This window comes from Salinimonas iocasae, assembly GCF_006228385.1.
GTDB lineage: Bacteria > Pseudomonadota > Gammaproteobacteria > Enterobacterales > Alteromonadaceae > Alteromonas > Alteromonas iocasae.
Genome location: NZ_CP039852.1, coordinates 2,245,997 through 2,261,580 on the forward strand (window position 1 = coordinate 2,245,997; position 15,584 = coordinate 2,261,580).

At 49.3% G+C, this 15,584-nt stretch carries 12 protein-coding genes and 4 tRNA genes; 3 read left to right on the plus strand and 13 right to left on the minus strand.

Annotation, left to right across the window (positions count from 1 at the left end; genetic code table 11):
- Window positions 1-9 precede the first annotated feature (9 nt).
- From lolE to dnaQ, 8 genes are all read right to left on the minus strand, one after another.
- Window positions 10-1,245 carry a lipoprotein-releasing ABC transporter permease subunit LolE gene (gene lolE, locus FBQ74_RS09890; RefSeq protein ID WP_139756527.1) on the minus strand — a complete coding sequence of 412 codons (1,236 nt, stop codon included), beginning with the start codon at window positions 1,243-1,245 and terminating at the stop codon, window positions 10-12.
- Window positions 1,242-1,934 (minus strand): lipoprotein-releasing ABC transporter ATP-binding protein LolD, encoded by a 693-nt coding sequence (gene lolD, locus FBQ74_RS09895; RefSeq protein WP_139756528.1) that lies wholly within the window; start codon window positions 1,932-1,934, stop codon window positions 1,242-1,244. The genes lolE and lolD overlap by 4 nt, the downstream gene beginning before the upstream one ends.
- Window positions 1,935-2,022: 88 nt before the next feature.
- Window positions 2,023-2,099 (minus strand) — tRNA-Asp (locus FBQ74_RS09900).
- A 28-nt stretch (window positions 2,100-2,127) separates the two neighbouring features.
- A tRNA-Asp gene (locus tag FBQ74_RS09905) sits at window positions 2,128-2,204 on the minus strand.
- Between the two features lie 28 nt (window positions 2,205-2,232).
- Window positions 2,233-2,309 (minus strand) — tRNA-Asp (locus FBQ74_RS09910).
- Window positions 2,310-2,336: 27 nt separating this feature from the next.
- A tRNA-Asp gene (locus FBQ74_RS09915) sits at window positions 2,337-2,413 on the minus strand.
- Window positions 2,414-2,620: 207 nt separating this feature from the next.
- A complete protein-coding gene (locus FBQ74_RS09920) occupies window positions 2,621-4,039 on the minus strand; it encodes a TIGR03503 family protein (RefSeq protein ID WP_232371895.1) in 1,419 nt (472 codons plus the stop codon).
- 71 nt (window positions 4,040-4,110) lie between these two features.
- Window positions 4,111-4,830: a DNA polymerase III subunit epsilon gene (gene dnaQ, locus FBQ74_RS09925; RefSeq protein ID WP_139756529.1), complete on the minus strand. Its 720-nt coding sequence runs from the start codon at window positions 4,828-4,830 to the stop codon at window positions 4,111-4,113.
- Window positions 4,831-4,917: 87 nt separating this feature from the next.
- Here dnaQ and rnhA point away from each other — a divergent pair, with 87 nt between their 5' ends.
- On the plus strand, window positions 4,918-5,385 hold the full coding sequence (gene rnhA / locus FBQ74_RS09930) for a ribonuclease HI (RefSeq protein ID WP_139756530.1): 468 nt from the start codon (window positions 4,918-4,920) through the stop codon (window positions 5,383-5,385).
- Between the two features lie 15 nt (window positions 5,386-5,400).
- On the opposite strand, the gene FBQ74_RS09935 is transcribed toward rnhA, so the two are convergent.
- Window positions 5,401-6,378, minus strand: a complete 978-nt coding sequence (locus FBQ74_RS09935) for an NAD(P)H-quinone oxidoreductase (protein WP_139756531.1) — start codon at window positions 6,376-6,378, stop codon at window positions 5,401-5,403.
- Between the two features lie 103 nt (window positions 6,379-6,481).
- On the opposite strand from FBQ74_RS09935, the gene FBQ74_RS09940 reads away from it, so the two are divergent.
- Entirely contained in the window at window positions 6,482-7,669 is a 1,188-nt protein-coding gene (locus FBQ74_RS09940) for a class I SAM-dependent rRNA methyltransferase (RefSeq protein ID WP_139756532.1), read from the plus strand.
- 60 nt (window positions 7,670-7,729) lie between these two features.
- Here the strand turns inward: FBQ74_RS09940 and FBQ74_RS09945 are convergent, their stop codons facing one another.
- The 4 genes from FBQ74_RS09945 to FBQ74_RS09960 form a co-directional block, all read right to left on the minus strand.
- Window positions 7,730-8,032, minus strand: coding sequence for a PilZ domain-containing protein (locus FBQ74_RS09945; RefSeq protein WP_139757925.1), 303 nt, complete (start codon window positions 8,030-8,032; stop codon window positions 7,730-7,732).
- 177 nt (window positions 8,033-8,209) lie between these two features.
- Window positions 8,210-12,058, minus strand: coding sequence for an ATP-dependent RNA helicase HrpA (gene hrpA / locus FBQ74_RS09950; protein WP_139757926.1), 3,849 nt, complete (start codon window positions 12,056-12,058; stop codon window positions 8,210-8,212).
- A 192-nt stretch (window positions 12,059-12,250) separates the two neighbouring features.
- Window positions 12,251-12,670 carry a CBS domain-containing protein gene (locus FBQ74_RS09955; RefSeq protein WP_139756533.1) on the minus strand — a complete coding sequence of 140 codons (420 nt, stop codon included), beginning with the start codon at window positions 12,668-12,670 and terminating at the stop codon, window positions 12,251-12,253.
- Between the two features lie 143 nt (window positions 12,671-12,813).
- A complete protein-coding gene (locus FBQ74_RS09960; RefSeq protein ID WP_139756534.1) occupies window positions 12,814-13,845 on the minus strand; it encodes an isoaspartyl peptidase/L-asparaginase family protein in 1,032 nt (343 codons plus the stop codon).
- 222 nt (window positions 13,846-14,067) lie between these two features.
- On the opposite strand from FBQ74_RS09960, the gene sbcB reads away from it, so the two are divergent.
- A complete protein-coding gene (gene sbcB, locus FBQ74_RS09965; RefSeq protein WP_139756535.1) occupies window positions 14,068-15,498 on the plus strand; it encodes an exodeoxyribonuclease I in 1,431 nt (476 codons plus the stop codon).
- Window positions 15,499-15,584 lie beyond the last annotated feature (86 nt).

Genomic DNA, 15,584 nt, shown 5'->3' on the forward strand with positions numbered 1-15,584 from the left:
GGTTACCGGCTAGCCATTGAGTGCGCTGGCCGGTGCAACCTTCGCCGCTGTAGAAGCGGGATAGAGTGTTGCCAGAACAACAAGAATCAGTGCGACAACCACTGTCACAATGACATCCATCAACTGAAGCTGTGAAGGCAGAAAGTTAATAAAGTAAATATCCCCGGAAAGTATTTCTGTTCCAAGAAATAATTCAACCCCTTTAACCACCGCAGCCAGATTGGGAGCAGTAAGCACACCAAGCGCTGTACCAACCACGATGCCTGTCAGGCCATTAATCAGGCCCTGCATCATAAATGTTCGTCGGATAAGACTGTCAGTCGCGCCCATCGTTTTCAGGATCGCGATAGCTGCACGCTTTTCCCTTACGGACATAACAAGCGTGGAGACTATGTTAAAGCACGCCACCGCAATAACCAGCGTCAAAACAATATAGACTACGACTCTAACCAGTTGTATATCGTTATATAAATGCCCCTGCGTACGGGTCCAATCGGACATATAAACGGGCTGTGGAAAACTATAACCGATATCCCGCATTGTTTCCCGGGCGCTGAAAGGGTCATTAAGGGTGAATCGTAAGCCCTGCGCACCTGATTTGATGCCGGCGTGCTGCGAAGCAGCAGACAGATGCATCATTCCCAGATGATTATCCATTTCACCGCCGATAGTTATTGCGCCGGCAACAGTAAGTTTGATTAGTTTGGGGGCTTTAAAGGTTAAATCCCGGGTCGACACCGGCACCAGCACACTCACTGTATCTCCGGGCTGTAAAGACAGCTTTTGTAAAATGCCCTGTCCAAGCAGCACGGTATTTTGGGCAGCTTTAAACCGCTGCCAGTCCTGTGATTCTACTTGCTGTAACCAGGTTGCATCCTTTGCATACTCAGTATTAATACCTGTTAATTCGACAGGCTTCAAATCACTGCCCTGCTGAAGCATACCGGTAATTTTGGTATACGGCGAAACGGCACTAACTCTGGGATCCGCTTCGAACCTTGTGGCTACTGACTGCCAGTCGTGAATGCCCTCATCAGACACCGAATACAGCTCACCGTGCGGCAAAACAGCCAGGATACGGTGTGTCAGCTCTCGCTCAAATCCATTCATAACGCTAAGTAACACAATCAGGACAAAACAACCCAGACCAATTCCAAAGGTCGAAGAAAAGGAAATAAACGAAATATAGCGATTTTTCTGCTTAGCCTGACGAAAACGCTTTGCCAGTAACCAGGTAAGACTCATTCGCTCCTACCCCGCGTTTCGCGCAATTGTCCATCCTGAATAGTAAGTGTTCTGTCCATTTGTGCAGCCAATTCGGTATCGTGGGTCACAACAACAAAACTGGTGCCCATTTCATGACTTAAAGTGCGAAGTAAGCGATATATCTGAACACCGGTTTGATGGTCAAGATTTCCGGTAGGCTCGTCGGCCAGCACCAGTGCAGGGTTGGTAACCAAGGCCCGGGCAATAGCCACGCGCTGACGTTCACCACCAGACAGCGCTGCGGGTTTGTGAGTTAAGCGATGTGACAATCCCACCTTCTCCAGCATAGCCGCGGCCTTGGCTTGCGCTGATTTGCCGGATGCTTTACCGATTAACAGCGGCATAGCAACATTTTCTAATGCTGTAAATTCAGGGAGTAAGTGATGAAACTGGTAAATAAAGCCCATTTGCGCATTGCGCAGGGCCGCTAGTTGAGAAGAAGATAAACTTAAAAGCGACTGACCTTTAAACTCAACATCCCCCCCGGTCGCTGTATCCAGCCCACCAAGGATGTGGAGTAATGTACTTTTGCCTGAGCCGGAGCTTCCGAGAATTGCAATATGCTCTGCACTATCAACATAAAAGGATACGTTATTCAGAACCTGTGTTTCACTGGCCCCGTCATGATAAGTTTTGCTGATATTTTTGCAGACAAGAATGTGTTCCATCGTACCTTATAATACACGTCAGGTTTTACCTGCACGAATGGTACCGTGATACGGATAGATTACAAGATTAATCAAGAAGATAATAAGATGGCGGAGCGGACGGGACTCGAACCCGCGACCCCCGGCGTGACAGGCCGGTATTCTAACCAACTGAACTACCGCTCCAAAGGGAATGATATATCTGTATGCTACGTGGCGGAGCGGACGGGACTCGAACCCGCGACCCCCGGCGTGACAGGCCGGTATTCTAACCAACTGAACTACCGCTCCACGAGGATATAGCATTGTTCAAACTAAATGGCGGAGCGGACGGGACTCGAACCCGCGACCCCCGGCGTGACAGGCCGGTATTCTAACCAACTGAACTACCGCTCCGAAGCCTTTAGCCTGAACGTATTGAAGTGGCGGAGCGGACGGGACTCGAACCCGCGACCCCCGGCGTGACAGGCCGGTATTCTAACCAACTGAACTACCGCTCCACTTTTTCAATACTTTCAATAAGTTGAAACTTCCATTTTCAGGCCGTTCCCCCTTACTGCGGCGCAGATAATACGGTTATCGATATTAAGAGTCAATGGTTTTTTTGCGAAAAAAACCGTGAATCGGCGCGTTTGCACGTCTATTGGTCATAATGCTGAAATATCGTTCAATCTTTACCGGAGATTGCCGCTTCTCTCGTAAGAGATTTATCGTTTGCGCTTAAATAGTTTACTTAACCACGACGCACCGGAGTCTTCGCCGGAAGCTGTTGCAGTCGTTTGTTTTCGACGCCGGATAACGATGCCCACAGCGATAAGGACAATCAGTAAAATGGTACCATTTACAGCAACCAAAAGAATAACCAGAGTACCTGTGCTCATATCTTCTTCATGGGCAGATGGGGATGGCACCTCAGTGTCCGTTGAAACCACTTCCGTATTTCTTTCCGGCGCTTCTTCGGCAGTCTGCGCAGTCACTTCTTCAGCAGGCGGAACCACTTCAGGCGGTGCAGCCTGGAAGGTAAAAGGCGGCACATCAAGGATAAAATCCCGTCCCTGCGTGGTTTTACCGTAAACGGTAAGTTTAGCCCGAAACTGCCCTTCATCCAGAGCTAGAATCCGTTGCGTGCGGACCGCTGGCGAAGGTTCTGTTAATGAAAAGTTCTGCAGGTCCCCGTTCGGGTAACGTATTTTACCATCGACAAGAATAGACTGGATATCCACCTGTTCACGATTCACATCGATCATCAGTGTATGATAATTCTCATCTCCCTCAGCCATCACAACATCCAGTTCAACCGGGTTTGGATAAAGCATCAGGTTAGGATCGACTTGCTCACGGGTATACATCGGGGTGATTACCCTGAAAACCGGTTTCCACTCACCGGCGGGGACCGAAAGATTAAATTGCCCTGTAAAGGTGCCGTCAAGCGGCCGTTCGTCCATGCCCCGACCATTATCTTCAAAGGTTGCTATTACCGCATTATCTGCGCCGAAATTGTCAAAGTTGGGATTGTTAGTGCTGACTAGCTCGATTTCCAGTTTCACCACATCACGGAACTCTGGCTGATTAATTGGCTCATCACCATTTGCCAGATAAGCTGTTTGCTTCAGAATTTCGCCGGAGAAAATGGTAGAGGGTAACGGCTCTGCATGAAGGGATATGTCAGAAATTACCATTATTCTGCTATCGGGTTTGATCTGCCCAACTGCCTGCCAGGGACCCGGTACCGGATTTTTAATGGTTATCATGTCAAAGGCAGCATCGTCATACCATTTGACGTTCTCTTTTTCGGCGCGGGACTGGTATATTTTAGAGCCGTCCGGGCGCACCAAAACGATGGGCGCAGACCCATAATCACGAAAGAACACCATGGTGACTTCTTCTACATTATGGTCGACCCTGAAGCGGTTTTGCAGCAGCGTAATGGAGTTCTGGTAATTATCACCTAACCGGGCGATAGGCCTCTTTGCGCTATCAGGGGTACTCTTCTGTTTTTGGTCAGAGCCGGCGTTTTGAGGAACGTTTTCTGTTGTTTCAGTCTGACTGGCAGCAGAGCCGGCAACTTGCGCTGCGGAAACACCCGGATTGACCATCAGGGTGCTCAGGATAAAAAAGACAAGCATTGTTGTACGCGAAAGGCTAAAGGCGCCCCCTGCCCCGCACAGATGCTTAATCATCCCTGTATACAAATATATTACTCGCCCTGAACTTCCCGCCACAAACATTGCCCACCACTGTTTTGCACTATATCTAAGCGCGCTTCATGCTGTTCTAATTCATCGGCGGTTGCGCGAATAACCTTTAATTTATTTGCACTCCGGTTAACCCGACGAATAGCAGAGCCATCATTTTCGCTGTCCTGGCCGCCCTGACCGGCCAGATTAAGCTTCGTCTGGCCACCTGTCATCATCAGGTAAACGTCAGCCAGAATTTCAGCATCCAGCAAAGCGCCGTGCAGCTCCCGATGGCTATTATCAATACCATACCGCTTACACAATGCATCCAGATTGTTTTTCTGGCCCGGGTGGGTACGCTTAGCCAGTGCCAGGGTATCTAATACTGAACAGATTTCACGTGTTTTAACTGAGTATGTAGAGGGCTCTTTAGCAAATTCATGGTCCATGAACCCGACGTCGAACGGGGCGTTGTGAATAACAAGCTGTGCACCTTTGATAAACGCAATAAAGTCGCTGGCTACATCCTTAAACAGTGGCTTGTCTGCCAGGTATTCATTGGTGATACCGTGAACTTCGATGGCTTCCTGCTCAATTTCACGCTGCGGATTGATATAAACATGAAAGTGGTTGCCTGTCAGTTTGCGATTGACGACTTCAACACACCCGATTTCGATGATGCGATGCCCTTCTTTCGGGTCAATACCGGTAGTTTCTGTATCCAGCACAATCTGGCGCATGTTTTCTATTCTCGTTACTTCTGACTTTTTGCTAGTATACCAATCCCAAATCACCTGACCATAAGCCAGTTAAAAAAAGGAGTGCCTGTGGGCAAAAAAGCGATAGAAATCTATACCGATGGTTCCTGTCTGGGTAATCCGGGTCCCGGTGGCTATGGTGCGGTAATGATTTACAACGCTCACCGTAAAGAGTTGAGTGAAGGCTACTTTGAGACAACCAACAACAGGATGGAGCTACTGGCGCCTATTGCCGCGCTCAACGCGCTTAATGAGCCTTGTCGGGTCGATATCACTACCGACAGTCAGTATGTGAAAAATGGTATCAATCAGTGGATCCATAACTGGCGAAAAAATGGCTGGCGGACGGCGGCTAAAAAGCCGGTTAAAAATGTCGATCTCTGGCGTGAGCTTGACGATGCTGTTAATAAACATGATGTAACCTGGCACTGGGTAAAAGGGCATTCAGGCCACCCGGAAAACGAGCGGTGCGACGACCTCGCCAGAGCCGCCGCAAATAAACCCACAAAGCCTGATGAGGGCTTCAAGCCGGATTAATATCCGGCAGCGCGTTTACCAGTGAGCAATAAGCTTGCCCTGGGTAGCGTTCGCCTCAAGCCGCTGGTGCGCGGTCGCGATATCCTCGGCCGCCAATACCGTATCGATATTAACCTTCAGATCGCCCTGACTGAACGCCCCCAGGAACCTTGCAGTAAAGGCGTTGATTAAATGTGCTTTGTATTCATCTGAGCGGCTTCGTAACGTTGACCCCACAATCTTCGCCCTTTTAGTGAGCATCAACCCAAGGTCCAGTTTATCTGCATATCTGCCACCAAGCATGGCAAGATAGACAATAGTCCCGTCCTTTGCCAACACCGACAGGTTTCGGTTCAGGTAATCCCCACCGACAAAATCGATAACTGTATTTACCCCCTCGTTCCATTGTTCAGAGACAATCTTCGCAAAGTCCTGTTGTTTATAGTTAATCAGACAACTGGCTCCCAGACTTTCGCACAGTGCAAGCTTTTCGTCTGTGGATGCAGTAACAGCGGTGTTTATCCCCTCGAGTTTGCACAGTTGTATTGCGGCAAGTCCAACACCACTGGCACCGGCATGAATTAAGGCTTTTCCCTGTGAAGGTGTTTGGGCAATATCGAAAAGCGCCTGATATGCGGTAAGAAAAACCTCACTTAATCCAGCTGCCTCATGCATAGACAATTGCGACGGTAATGGCATGAGGTGTCTTGCATCGACCACGGCCTCTTCGGCATAACCGCCACCGGGCATCAACCCAAAGACCTTATCACCTGTTTTCCATTGGGTTATATCCGATGCCACCTCTATCACCTCACCGGCCGCTTCCAGGCCAAGAATCTCACTTTCACCGGGAGGCGGTGGATATTTGCCCTGGCGCTGCAGCGTGTCAGCACGATTGACCCCAAAGGCATGGACTTTAATCTTAACCTTTCCTTTTGTTACCGAAGGCGAATCAGTTTCGCGGATAGTCAGCCCCTGCGGGCCTGACCCTGAGTCATAATCAATATATCGCATTTCAATCACTTTATTTGCATGGTACCGAAGGTTACGTTGCGTTAGGCAAAACAGATGATTCTGCTATACTGCGCCGCCTGTTCGAAATCATTTAAGTAAGCCTATGTCCGCCAAAATTATTCTTCAGCCTGAGCGCGAAAAATCACTGAAACGCCATCATCCCTGGGTTTTTGCCAGTGCGGTTGCAAATGTAGAGGGACGGTGTCGTGCCGGCGACACCGTAGACGTTTATGGCAGTGATGGCAGCTGGCTGGGCAGAGGCGCATACTCACCCGAGTCACAGATTCGGGTCAGGATATGGACATTTGACCAGAACGAACCTGTCGATAACGGTTTTTTTATGCGCCGCATTGAGGAAGCTATCCTGTTGCGTCGCACTGTTATTAATATGTCCACCACTAACGCTTTCAGGCTGGTCGCGGCAGAGTCTGACGGACTCCCGGGCGTGACAATTGATTTGTACAACAACGTTGCAGTACTGCAGCTTTTAAGTGCAGGTGCTGACAAACAGCGTCAGAAAATCGTATGGGCATTACAAAAGTTACTGCCTAACATTGGTCTTTACGAGCGTTCTGATGTTGATGTGCGCAAGAAGGAAGGACTTGAACTTCAGACTGGCCCGTTGACTGAAGATGTCCCTACCCGCGTTGAGATTAAGGAAAACAATATCCGGATTCAGGTGGATATTGAACAAGGCCACAAAACAGGGTTTTACCTGGACCAGCGAGACAGCCGGGCACGCGCCGGGCACTATGCAAAAGACAAACACGTGCTTAATTGCTTCAGCTACACTGGCACTTTTGCTTGTTACGCATTGGCTGGCGGTGCCAGACACGTAACTAATGTCGATGTCTCAGAGTCGGCCCTGACCCTTGCTAAAGAGCATCTTGCACTGAACAACTTCAGCACCGAACAGGCATCCATGGTGAAAGGCGATGTTTTTGAGGTATTGCGTAGTTATCACCAAAGTCAGACACAATTCGACATGGTCATTCTGGACCCGCCAAAGTTCGTGGATAGCAAAGCATCTTTGAATCGCGCCGCCAGAGGCTATAAAGATATAAATATGTACGGTATCCACGCAGTCAAACCAGGTGGCTTACTGCTGACATTCAGCTGTTCAGGGTTAATGCCTGCAGATCTGTTCAACAAAATCGTTGCTGATGCTGCACTGGATGCCGGCCGGCGGGTTAAAATTATTGAAAGATTATCACAGGCAGGAGATCATCCGGTTAGCAGCACATACCCTGAGGGGTATTACCTCAAGGGATTAATCTGCCAGGTATATTAAACTGCCAGCTGTATTTAACTACGTACACTTGCGGGCGGTAAATACCGCCCTGTGTGGGTGCTATTTCATTTCTGAAATTTCAACACCGATAATACAGCTGTTTTCAGATTCCTGAACACAGCGCACAACCGTAGCGCTGGCCGACAGAGAGGGGATCTGTGAACTGGTTGACTCAATAGAGACTTTAACCTCTGTTCCCAGCTCCACCGATGGCTCATCGACTTCTAACGACATGCCGGTAGCACTGATATCCTTGCAAACCGCCTGTAATGTCCGGCTCGACTCATCGTCGTTTATCTGCACCTGACATGGCGAATTCACCATCATTCTGAAAAAGTTACGCTTATCATCGTATCCCAACATTTTTATACTTCTCCTGACTGCTGCATCGGCAACACCGACCCATCTCATACCGAGCTATTTGTTATAGGCGGCAGAGATCTACTTGTCAACAGGGATCATAGGCAGGTACAACCCCGACGAATATAATGTTTTACAACACATATAGCTGCTGTTTACGAAGCGTTAACCGAAAAAGGCTTAAAAATCTGCAAGAAAATTTTGGATTCTTTTTGCCGAAATCGGATAGGCAGTACCAAGTTGCTGGGCAAATAACGACACTCGCAGTTCTTCTATCATCCAGCGCCCTTCACGAAGTGTTTCAGGAGCCTTACCTGATGGATACTTTTTGCAGGTTTGCTCATACTCGGCGGTAACTTTTTCGATAGTCAGCTGCGCCTGCCGATCTTTGGTCGGATCAATCGGTAGCTTCTCCAGTCGTCTGACTAACGCTTTTATATAACGGTTCCAGTCTGCAAGTCTGGCGGCCCCGATGTCGGTAACAAAGCCAGGGTAAACTAACGACCCAAGATGCTGGCGGATATCTCCCATCGCACCAACCATCGTCAGCGGTATATTGCCTTTCATTTGTTTCTGACACTGATGCGCCAATGTCAGACCGGTTTCTACATGCTGCGCGATTTCGACAACCTTGTCGTTGATCTCGCCTCTGACCCAGTCGGCACACTGCTCAAACACCCTCTGTGTTCGAATGACTGTATTGTGTTCCTGTTCAAAGGTCGCTCTGAGGCTGTCGATACCGGCAAAAATGCAATCATCGACCAGCGCTTTAATTTGACCAAACGGATTGAAATACAGGCCGAGTTTCGCTTTGTTGGGCAGCGTTTTTTCCAGATGACCTACGGGAGAAGGTATTGCCGCACGCAAAAGTGCGTTCACGCCATCCTCGTGAAGTTCACGAGCCCGGTCTTCATCGTCCACCAGAACGATGTCTGCTTTTGCCCCTTGTCGCACAAGTGCCGGGTAAGCCTGCACCTCAAAACCACCGACCTTTTGAACAAAGGTGTCCGGCAAGTTATCAAAATCCCAGCTTTGCAGGCCTTTTCTTTCCAGTTCCGGCGTTGCGGCTTTCTCAAACGTCTTTTGTACCTTTCCCTGACATTGTTGTTTAAGCGACTCAAGGTTATCGCCTTGGGCTATAACCTGCCCTTTTTCACTGACAACAGCAAAGTGCATGGTTAAATGGGTATCAACCTGCGGCAGGTTCCAGTCGTCGGGCAATACTTCAACGCCGGTCATCTTGCGTAACTTTGCACTTAGTGCTTCAAGCAGTCCTACCGGACGGCCATTCTTATCCTGCGGACTGATATCCGCCAGGCAAGCCTGCGCAAAGTTAGGTGCAGGTACAAAGTTTTTTCGCAGCCGTTTAGGCAAACTTTTAATTAACGCGACCACGCGATCATGGCGCAGGCCCGGTACCTGCCAGTCAAACCCAATATCACTGACCTGATTAAGCACTGGCAGCGGAATATTGACGGTTACGCCGTCGTCCTCGGCGTTTGGCTCAAAATGGTAACTGAGCGGCAAGGTGATATTGCCCTGCTTCCAGACATCCGGATAACCGTTTTTAGCTGCATCCGGCTGTTCCCGATACACATCTTCTTCTGTAAAAGTCAGTGCTACCGTTTGGTTGTGTTTATACCATTTTTTAAATGCGGCTTCGTTATTCACATCCTGTGGTAGACGGTTTGCATAAAAGGCGACCAGTGTCTCCTCTTCAACAATCAAATCCCGTCGCCGCGTCTTTTGCTCAAGTTCATCTGCCTGGGCAAGCAACGCCTGATTATCCTGCAAAAAGGCATAGTTGAGACGGGTGTCACCGTTCACCAGCGCCTCCCGAATGAAAAGCTCCTGACACAGCGCTGGGTCAATTTGGCTGTATACTACCGGACGCTTTGCCACAATGGGTAAGCCAAACAGGGTGACTTTTTCATAGGCGATAACCGCACCACGTTTTTTCGACCAGTGCGGCTCTGCATAGCTGGATTGCGTCAGGTGGCTGGCCAGCGATTCAACCCAGGCCGGGTCAATTCTGGCGTTCACCCGGGCAAACAAGCGGGAAGTCTCTACCAGTTCAGCCGCCATAACCCATTTAGGCTGGCGCTTTGACAGGCCTGACCCGGGGAATATCATAAAGCGCGTATTACGGGAGCCCAGATATTCCTTATCCTTGTCTTTTGTCCCCAGATGCGACAGCAAGCCGGCACAGATAGCCTGATGAACCGCCTGATAATCTGCATCCTGATTACTCAATCCCAAATTAAGTTCGGCCAGAGACTTTTTAAGCTGGCTAACAATATCCTGCCACTCACGCATCCGCAAATAGTTGATAAAATGCGACTTACACCACTTACGAAGCTGATTGTTAGTCAGGGCATTTTGCTGTTCCCGAAAAGCATTCCAGGTGTTCAACAGGCTAATAAAGTCCGACTCTTTGTCTGCAAATTCACTGTGTGCTTCGTCCGCCTGCTGACGCTTATCACTGGGGCGTTCGCGAGGGTCCTGAATAGACAACCCGGCTGCAATGACCATTACCTCACGCAGCGCGTTGGTTTTATTAGCCTCAATCACCATTCGGGCGTAGCGGGGATCAATAGGCAGTCGCGCTATCTGACGACCCGTCTGTGTCAGGGTGATTTTTCCCTTGTCGCGCGCGATGGCTTCAATTTCTTCGAGCAGCCTGAAACCGTCATTAATATTACGGTTATCCGGTGGTTGAACAAACGGAAAACGGCTGATCTCACCCAGTCCCAGCGCCAGCATCTGCAAAATGACAGATGCCAGGTTTGTTCGTAAAATTTCAGGATCAGTAAACTCAGGTCGTCCCAGGTAGTCCTCTTCGCTGTACAGGCGAATACAAATTCCTTCTGACACGCGCCCACAGCGACCGGCTCGCTGATTTGCAGAGGCCTGAGAGACAGGCTCTATGGGTAGGCGCTGAACTTTTGAGCGGGCACTGTAGCGGGAGATTCTCGCCATACCCGGGTCGATAACGTACTTGATGCCCGGCACCGTCAGTGATGTCTCAGCAACATTGGTCGCCAGCACAATACGTCTGCCACTATGAGGCTGAAATATACGGTTCTGCTCAGCTGCAGATAGCCTTGCGTAAAGTGGCACAACTTCGGTATTGCGGTACTTTTGTCTGGATAAGGCGTCCTGCGCATCCCTGATTTCACGCTCACCACTTAAAAATATCAGGATATCACCGGGAGGCTCTGCCATCAGCTCATCCACAGCGTGAATGATGGCATCATTCTGGTCGGCATCATCAGCTGCATCTTCGGGCGCGTGATACCGGATTTCTACCGGATAAGTCCTGCCGCTGACCTCAACGATAGGCGCATCATTAAAGTGACGCGAAAACCGTTCCGGATCGATAGTTGCCGATGTAATGATCAGCTTCAGGTCTGGCCGCTTTGGAAGCAACTGGCTAATATAGCCAAGCAGGAAGTCGATGTTGAGGCTACGTTCGTGGGCCTCGTCAATAATGATAGTGTCGTACTGATTTAAAAACCGGTCCTGCTGCATTTCAGCCAGCAACATCCCGTCAGTCATCAGTTTAACGTAGCTACTATCACTAACATTATCGGAAAACCGAATTTTAAAACCGACTTTCTCGCCGATAGGCGTATCCATCTCTTCAGCAATACGGTTAGCCACACTTCTGGCCGCAAGTCGTCGCGGCTGTGTGTGAGCAATCATGCCATCTACGCCCCGTCCGAGTTCCAGACAGATTTTAGGCAATTGCGTGGTTTTACCCGAGCCGGTCTCGCCCGCAACAATGACCACCTGATTATCGGCGATGGCCGCTTTGATATCGTCTTTTCTGTCGCTGACAGGCAGAGGAGGATAGTTGATTTCAGGCAGGTTTTCGGCCCGGAGGGCTCGTCTGTCAACAGAACGCTGTATCGCCTGAGCCAGTTTTTCTATAGCATCAGTATTGGCCTTTCCCCGACTAAGCTGATTCAGACGGCGACGCAGGCGAAACCGGTCGGCACCCATCGCGTCATTTAACGATGCGCGCATGCTGCTGAAAGTCGAAGAAGTCGGTGCTGAATCCAATGAAATACCTTTACGCTTAATCAGTAAAGCGCAGGATCCTAGGCAAAATGTACCGTCATTTCCAGTATTAACGTATTAATACACTGAAATTCGCGACATTCAACGCGTAGTGCCTGTTACGAATTTCAGTTAATGACTGCCTGCATTCCGGCCAGGCTAACTGGCAACCTGATACCCGGAGCGTAGTTGTTTATCAATGGCTTTCAATATAGCAGAGCGATTAATACTGCCCACCAGCACACCATCATCATCTACAACCGGGTAAATCCGCGGTTTGTCCTTAAGCAGTAACTCTGCAAGCTCAATGACCGACATATAAGGCTTTACACTTAAAGCGGGACTTTGCATGATATCGCTAACACGACACACCTGCTCACGGTAATAGCAGGATTCAATCATTTTTCGAATACAATCCTGCTCGGATAAAAAGCCGGTGAGCCGCCCTCGCTCATCAACCACTGCTCCGCCTGACTGTCCGCTTTGCAGCAAACACTCAACGGCCTCTGCAACCGGCATATCTTTGGTTAGTTTTACCGGATGATGGTTCATGTAATCACATACCTGCAACGATTCCATAGTGCCTCCTGGAGTAGTCATTTGCTGACTACTATTGGTTTTCAGGCTTAATTATTATCGGCTGTTGTATTGAGACAATAGCGTTACTTTAAGCCTAGTTGTGCGCAGCAAAATGAGCGAGTTTTTTAACGGAATATTTGCACTTATTCAGACGCTACTGACGATGTTTCCAGCATATCTTTATAAATACCAATATTGAGCGTTCCATCTGCATCAATACTGGCGCGGTACATACCCGCTGTATTGAACGGCATGGCAATATGACCCTGTCGATCAATTGCGATTACGCCACCAGTTCCGCCCGCTTCCTTCAATACATCATTAATTACTGTATCCGCCGCCCGCGTAACACTGACGCCGTGGTACCTTACCCGTGCGCATATATCTGCAGCCACGTTGTAGCGAATGAAAAATTCACCGTGTCCGGTAGCAGAAACGCCACAGCTGTCATTGTCAGCGAATGTACCGGCACCAATGACCGGGGAGTCGCCTATGCGCCCGTAACGTTTTGCTGTCATGCCGCCGGTTGAGGTGCCGGCAACTATATTGCCCTTGCTATCCATTACCACGACACCCACAGTGCCCATCTTTTCAGCGCCTTTCTGCCCGCCGGACTTTTTACCGGCCGCTTTCATACGTACTTTGGCTTTTTTCAACGCCTCCAGACGGTGCGAAGTATCAAAATAGCTGTTTTCAACCATTTCCAGGCCCTGCTCCTGTGCAAAGGTCTCTGCGCCCTGGCCTGACAGCATCACATGTTCGGACTTGTTCATGACTGCCTGAGCAGCGGCAATCGGGCTTTTAATAGTTTTGACACCGGCAACCGCCCCCGCCTTTCTGGTCGCGCCATGCATAATGGACGCATCGAGTTCGTGTTCCTCGTCATAGGTATATACCGCGCCCACACCAGCGTTAAAAAGTGGTGAGGCCTCCAGAGTTTGTATGGTAGACACCACAACTTCCTCACCCGACTTGCCGGCTTTTAAAGCTGCATGGCCTGAAGTGATTGCCTCTTTAAGCTTTGCCACGTATTGCGCTTCTTTTTCAGCGGTCATGTCTTTTTTAAGTATCGTTCCGGCTCCTCCGTGCACCACGATGGCAACGTCAGCAAATGCAGACGCAGTAATAGTGCAAAGTGCCAGAGTAAGCCCTAGCCGGCGTAACGGTTTTAGCATGTGTTTCTCCTGTACTACTGTTTTATTACTTATCAGACTTCTTTTTTGTTTATTATTTGACCATAACTGCATGACCTATAAGAATTGGTCATCGCAGGAGATTTTGAAAGCGATAACCGTGCCATATCAAAACCTTCCGGCTATTCATCATCTTACAGGTTGAGGACCTCACACCACGCGGTGTACACTGCCGCCATCATTTTTAAGCTGCCAGCCGACGCTATGACTACAGACGCCACTTTCCTATGGCATGATTATGAAACTTTTGGCACCAGTGCAAAAAAAGATTTGCCCTGTCAGTTTGCCGCAATCAGAACCGATATGGATCTGAATATCGTTGGTAAGCCTATCAATATAATGAGTCAGATTGCCAACGATTATCTGCCCCAGCCCGGCGCATGTCTGGTTACCGGTATAACACCTCAGCAAACACTACGCGATGGCATGCCTGAAGCACAGTTTGCATTACGTATTGCCCAATACATGAGCCAGCCTAATACCTGTGTTGCCGGTTATAACAGCATCCGCTTTGACGATGAGGTATCCAGGCACCTTTTCTATCGTAACTTTATCGATCCCTACGCCAGAGAGTGGCGAAACGGTAATAGCCGCTGGGACATTATTGATTTGGCTCGCGCTTGTTTTGCGCTTCGCCCCGAAGGGATCAACTGGCCCGAACGCGATGATGGTACACCTGTCTTTAAACTGGAAGCATTAACCGCTGCGAACGGTTTGGAACACGGCCACGCGCATGATGCTTTAAGCGATGTATACGCGACGATTGCGCTTGCAAAGCTGATTAAAGACAAGCAGCCCAGGCTGTTTGAATATGCCCTGACGTTGCGTAACAAGCATAATGTGATGGCCCAGCTCGATTTGTCTAAGCCCTCTGTTGTCTTACATATTTCTTCACGATTCTCGGCCGGCCAAGGCTGTGCATCGTGGGTCATGCCGATTGCAATGCATCCGACTAACGCTAACGCCGTAATCGCTGTCGATCTTGCGAAAAATGCTGACGCCATAATTGGTGCCACAGCGCAGGAAATTGAGCAACGCCTTTACGCCAGACGCGATGAGATTGACCCCGAGCTCAGACCAGCCCTGAAACTGGTTCATATTAATCGCTCACCGTTTATAACAACAGCAAAAGCCATGACGCAGGAAAACGCCGAAAGACTGGGGCTGGATCGTGAGTATTGTCTTGAGAATTTCAAAAGACTGTCTGCTGTCAGTGATTTAGCGCAAAAACTTACTCAGGTATATAGCACGCCACCTGACACAGACCAGGAAGATGCGGATCATGCCCTGTACAGCGGAGGCTTCCTCAATGATGAAGAGCGCCGCTGGTGTAATGAGGTAATCAGCCGTGATCCGGAACAGCTTTCAGCGATGTCGGAACTAACTCAGAACAATAAGCTCAAAACGATGCTTTTTCGATACCGGGCGCGAAACTACCCTCATACTCTCACTGAAAGCGAGTTGCAGCGTTGGCAGCACCATCGCACCGCACGACTAACCGAGCCCGGCAGTGGCGCGCCGATTACTCTGGAACCTTACCTGATGGAGCTTGAGCAGCTGGCCGGTGAGCATAAAGATGATGCCAATAAACAGGCAATTCTACGTGCTTTGTTTCAGTATGCTGAAAACCTTTGACCTGCAACTGATATCCGCTATAGAGTATCGGTAAAGAAAAAGCGGGATATGCCGTTAACCTGGTTGAATATGGAAAATGAAGGTAG

Coding starts and splice junctions, on each gene's coding strand:
- lolE (WP_139756527.1), bottom strand. CDS start 1,245: ATGAGTCTTACCTGGTTACTGGCAAAGCGTTTTCGTCAGGCTAAGCAG.
- lolD (WP_139756528.1), bottom strand. CDS start 1,934: ATGGAACACATTCTTGTCTGCAAAAATATCAGCAAAACTTATCATGAC.
- FBQ74_RS09920 (WP_232371895.1), bottom strand. CDS start 4,039: ATGCTTGTCTTTTTTATCCTGAGCACCCTGATGGTCAATCCGGGTGTT.
- dnaQ (WP_139756529.1), bottom strand. CDS start 4,830: ATGCGCCAGATTGTGCTGGATACAGAAACTACCGGTATTGACCCGAAA.
- FBQ74_RS09935 (WP_139756531.1), bottom strand. CDS start 6,378: ATGCGATATATTGATTATGACTCAGGGTCAGGCCCGCAGGGGCTGACT.
- FBQ74_RS09940 (WP_139756532.1), top strand. CDS start 6,482: ATGTCCGCCAAAATTATTCTTCAGCCTGAGCGCGAAAAATCACTGAAA.
- FBQ74_RS09945 (WP_139757925.1), bottom strand. CDS start 8,032: ATGTTGGGATACGATGATAAGCGTAACTTTTTCAGAATGATGGTGAAT.
- hrpA (WP_139757926.1), bottom strand. CDS start 12,058: ATGCGCGCATCGTTAAATGACGCGATGGGTGCCGACCGGTTTCGCCTG.
- FBQ74_RS09955 (WP_139756533.1), bottom strand. CDS start 12,670: ATGGAATCGTTGCAGGTATGTGATTACATGAACCATCATCCGGTAAAA.
- FBQ74_RS09960 (WP_139756534.1), bottom strand. CDS start 13,845: ATGCTAAAACCGTTACGCCGGCTAGGGCTTACTCTGGCACTTTGCACT.
- sbcB (WP_139756535.1), top strand. CDS start 14,068: ATGACTACAGACGCCACTTTCCTATGGCATGATTATGAAACTTTTGGC.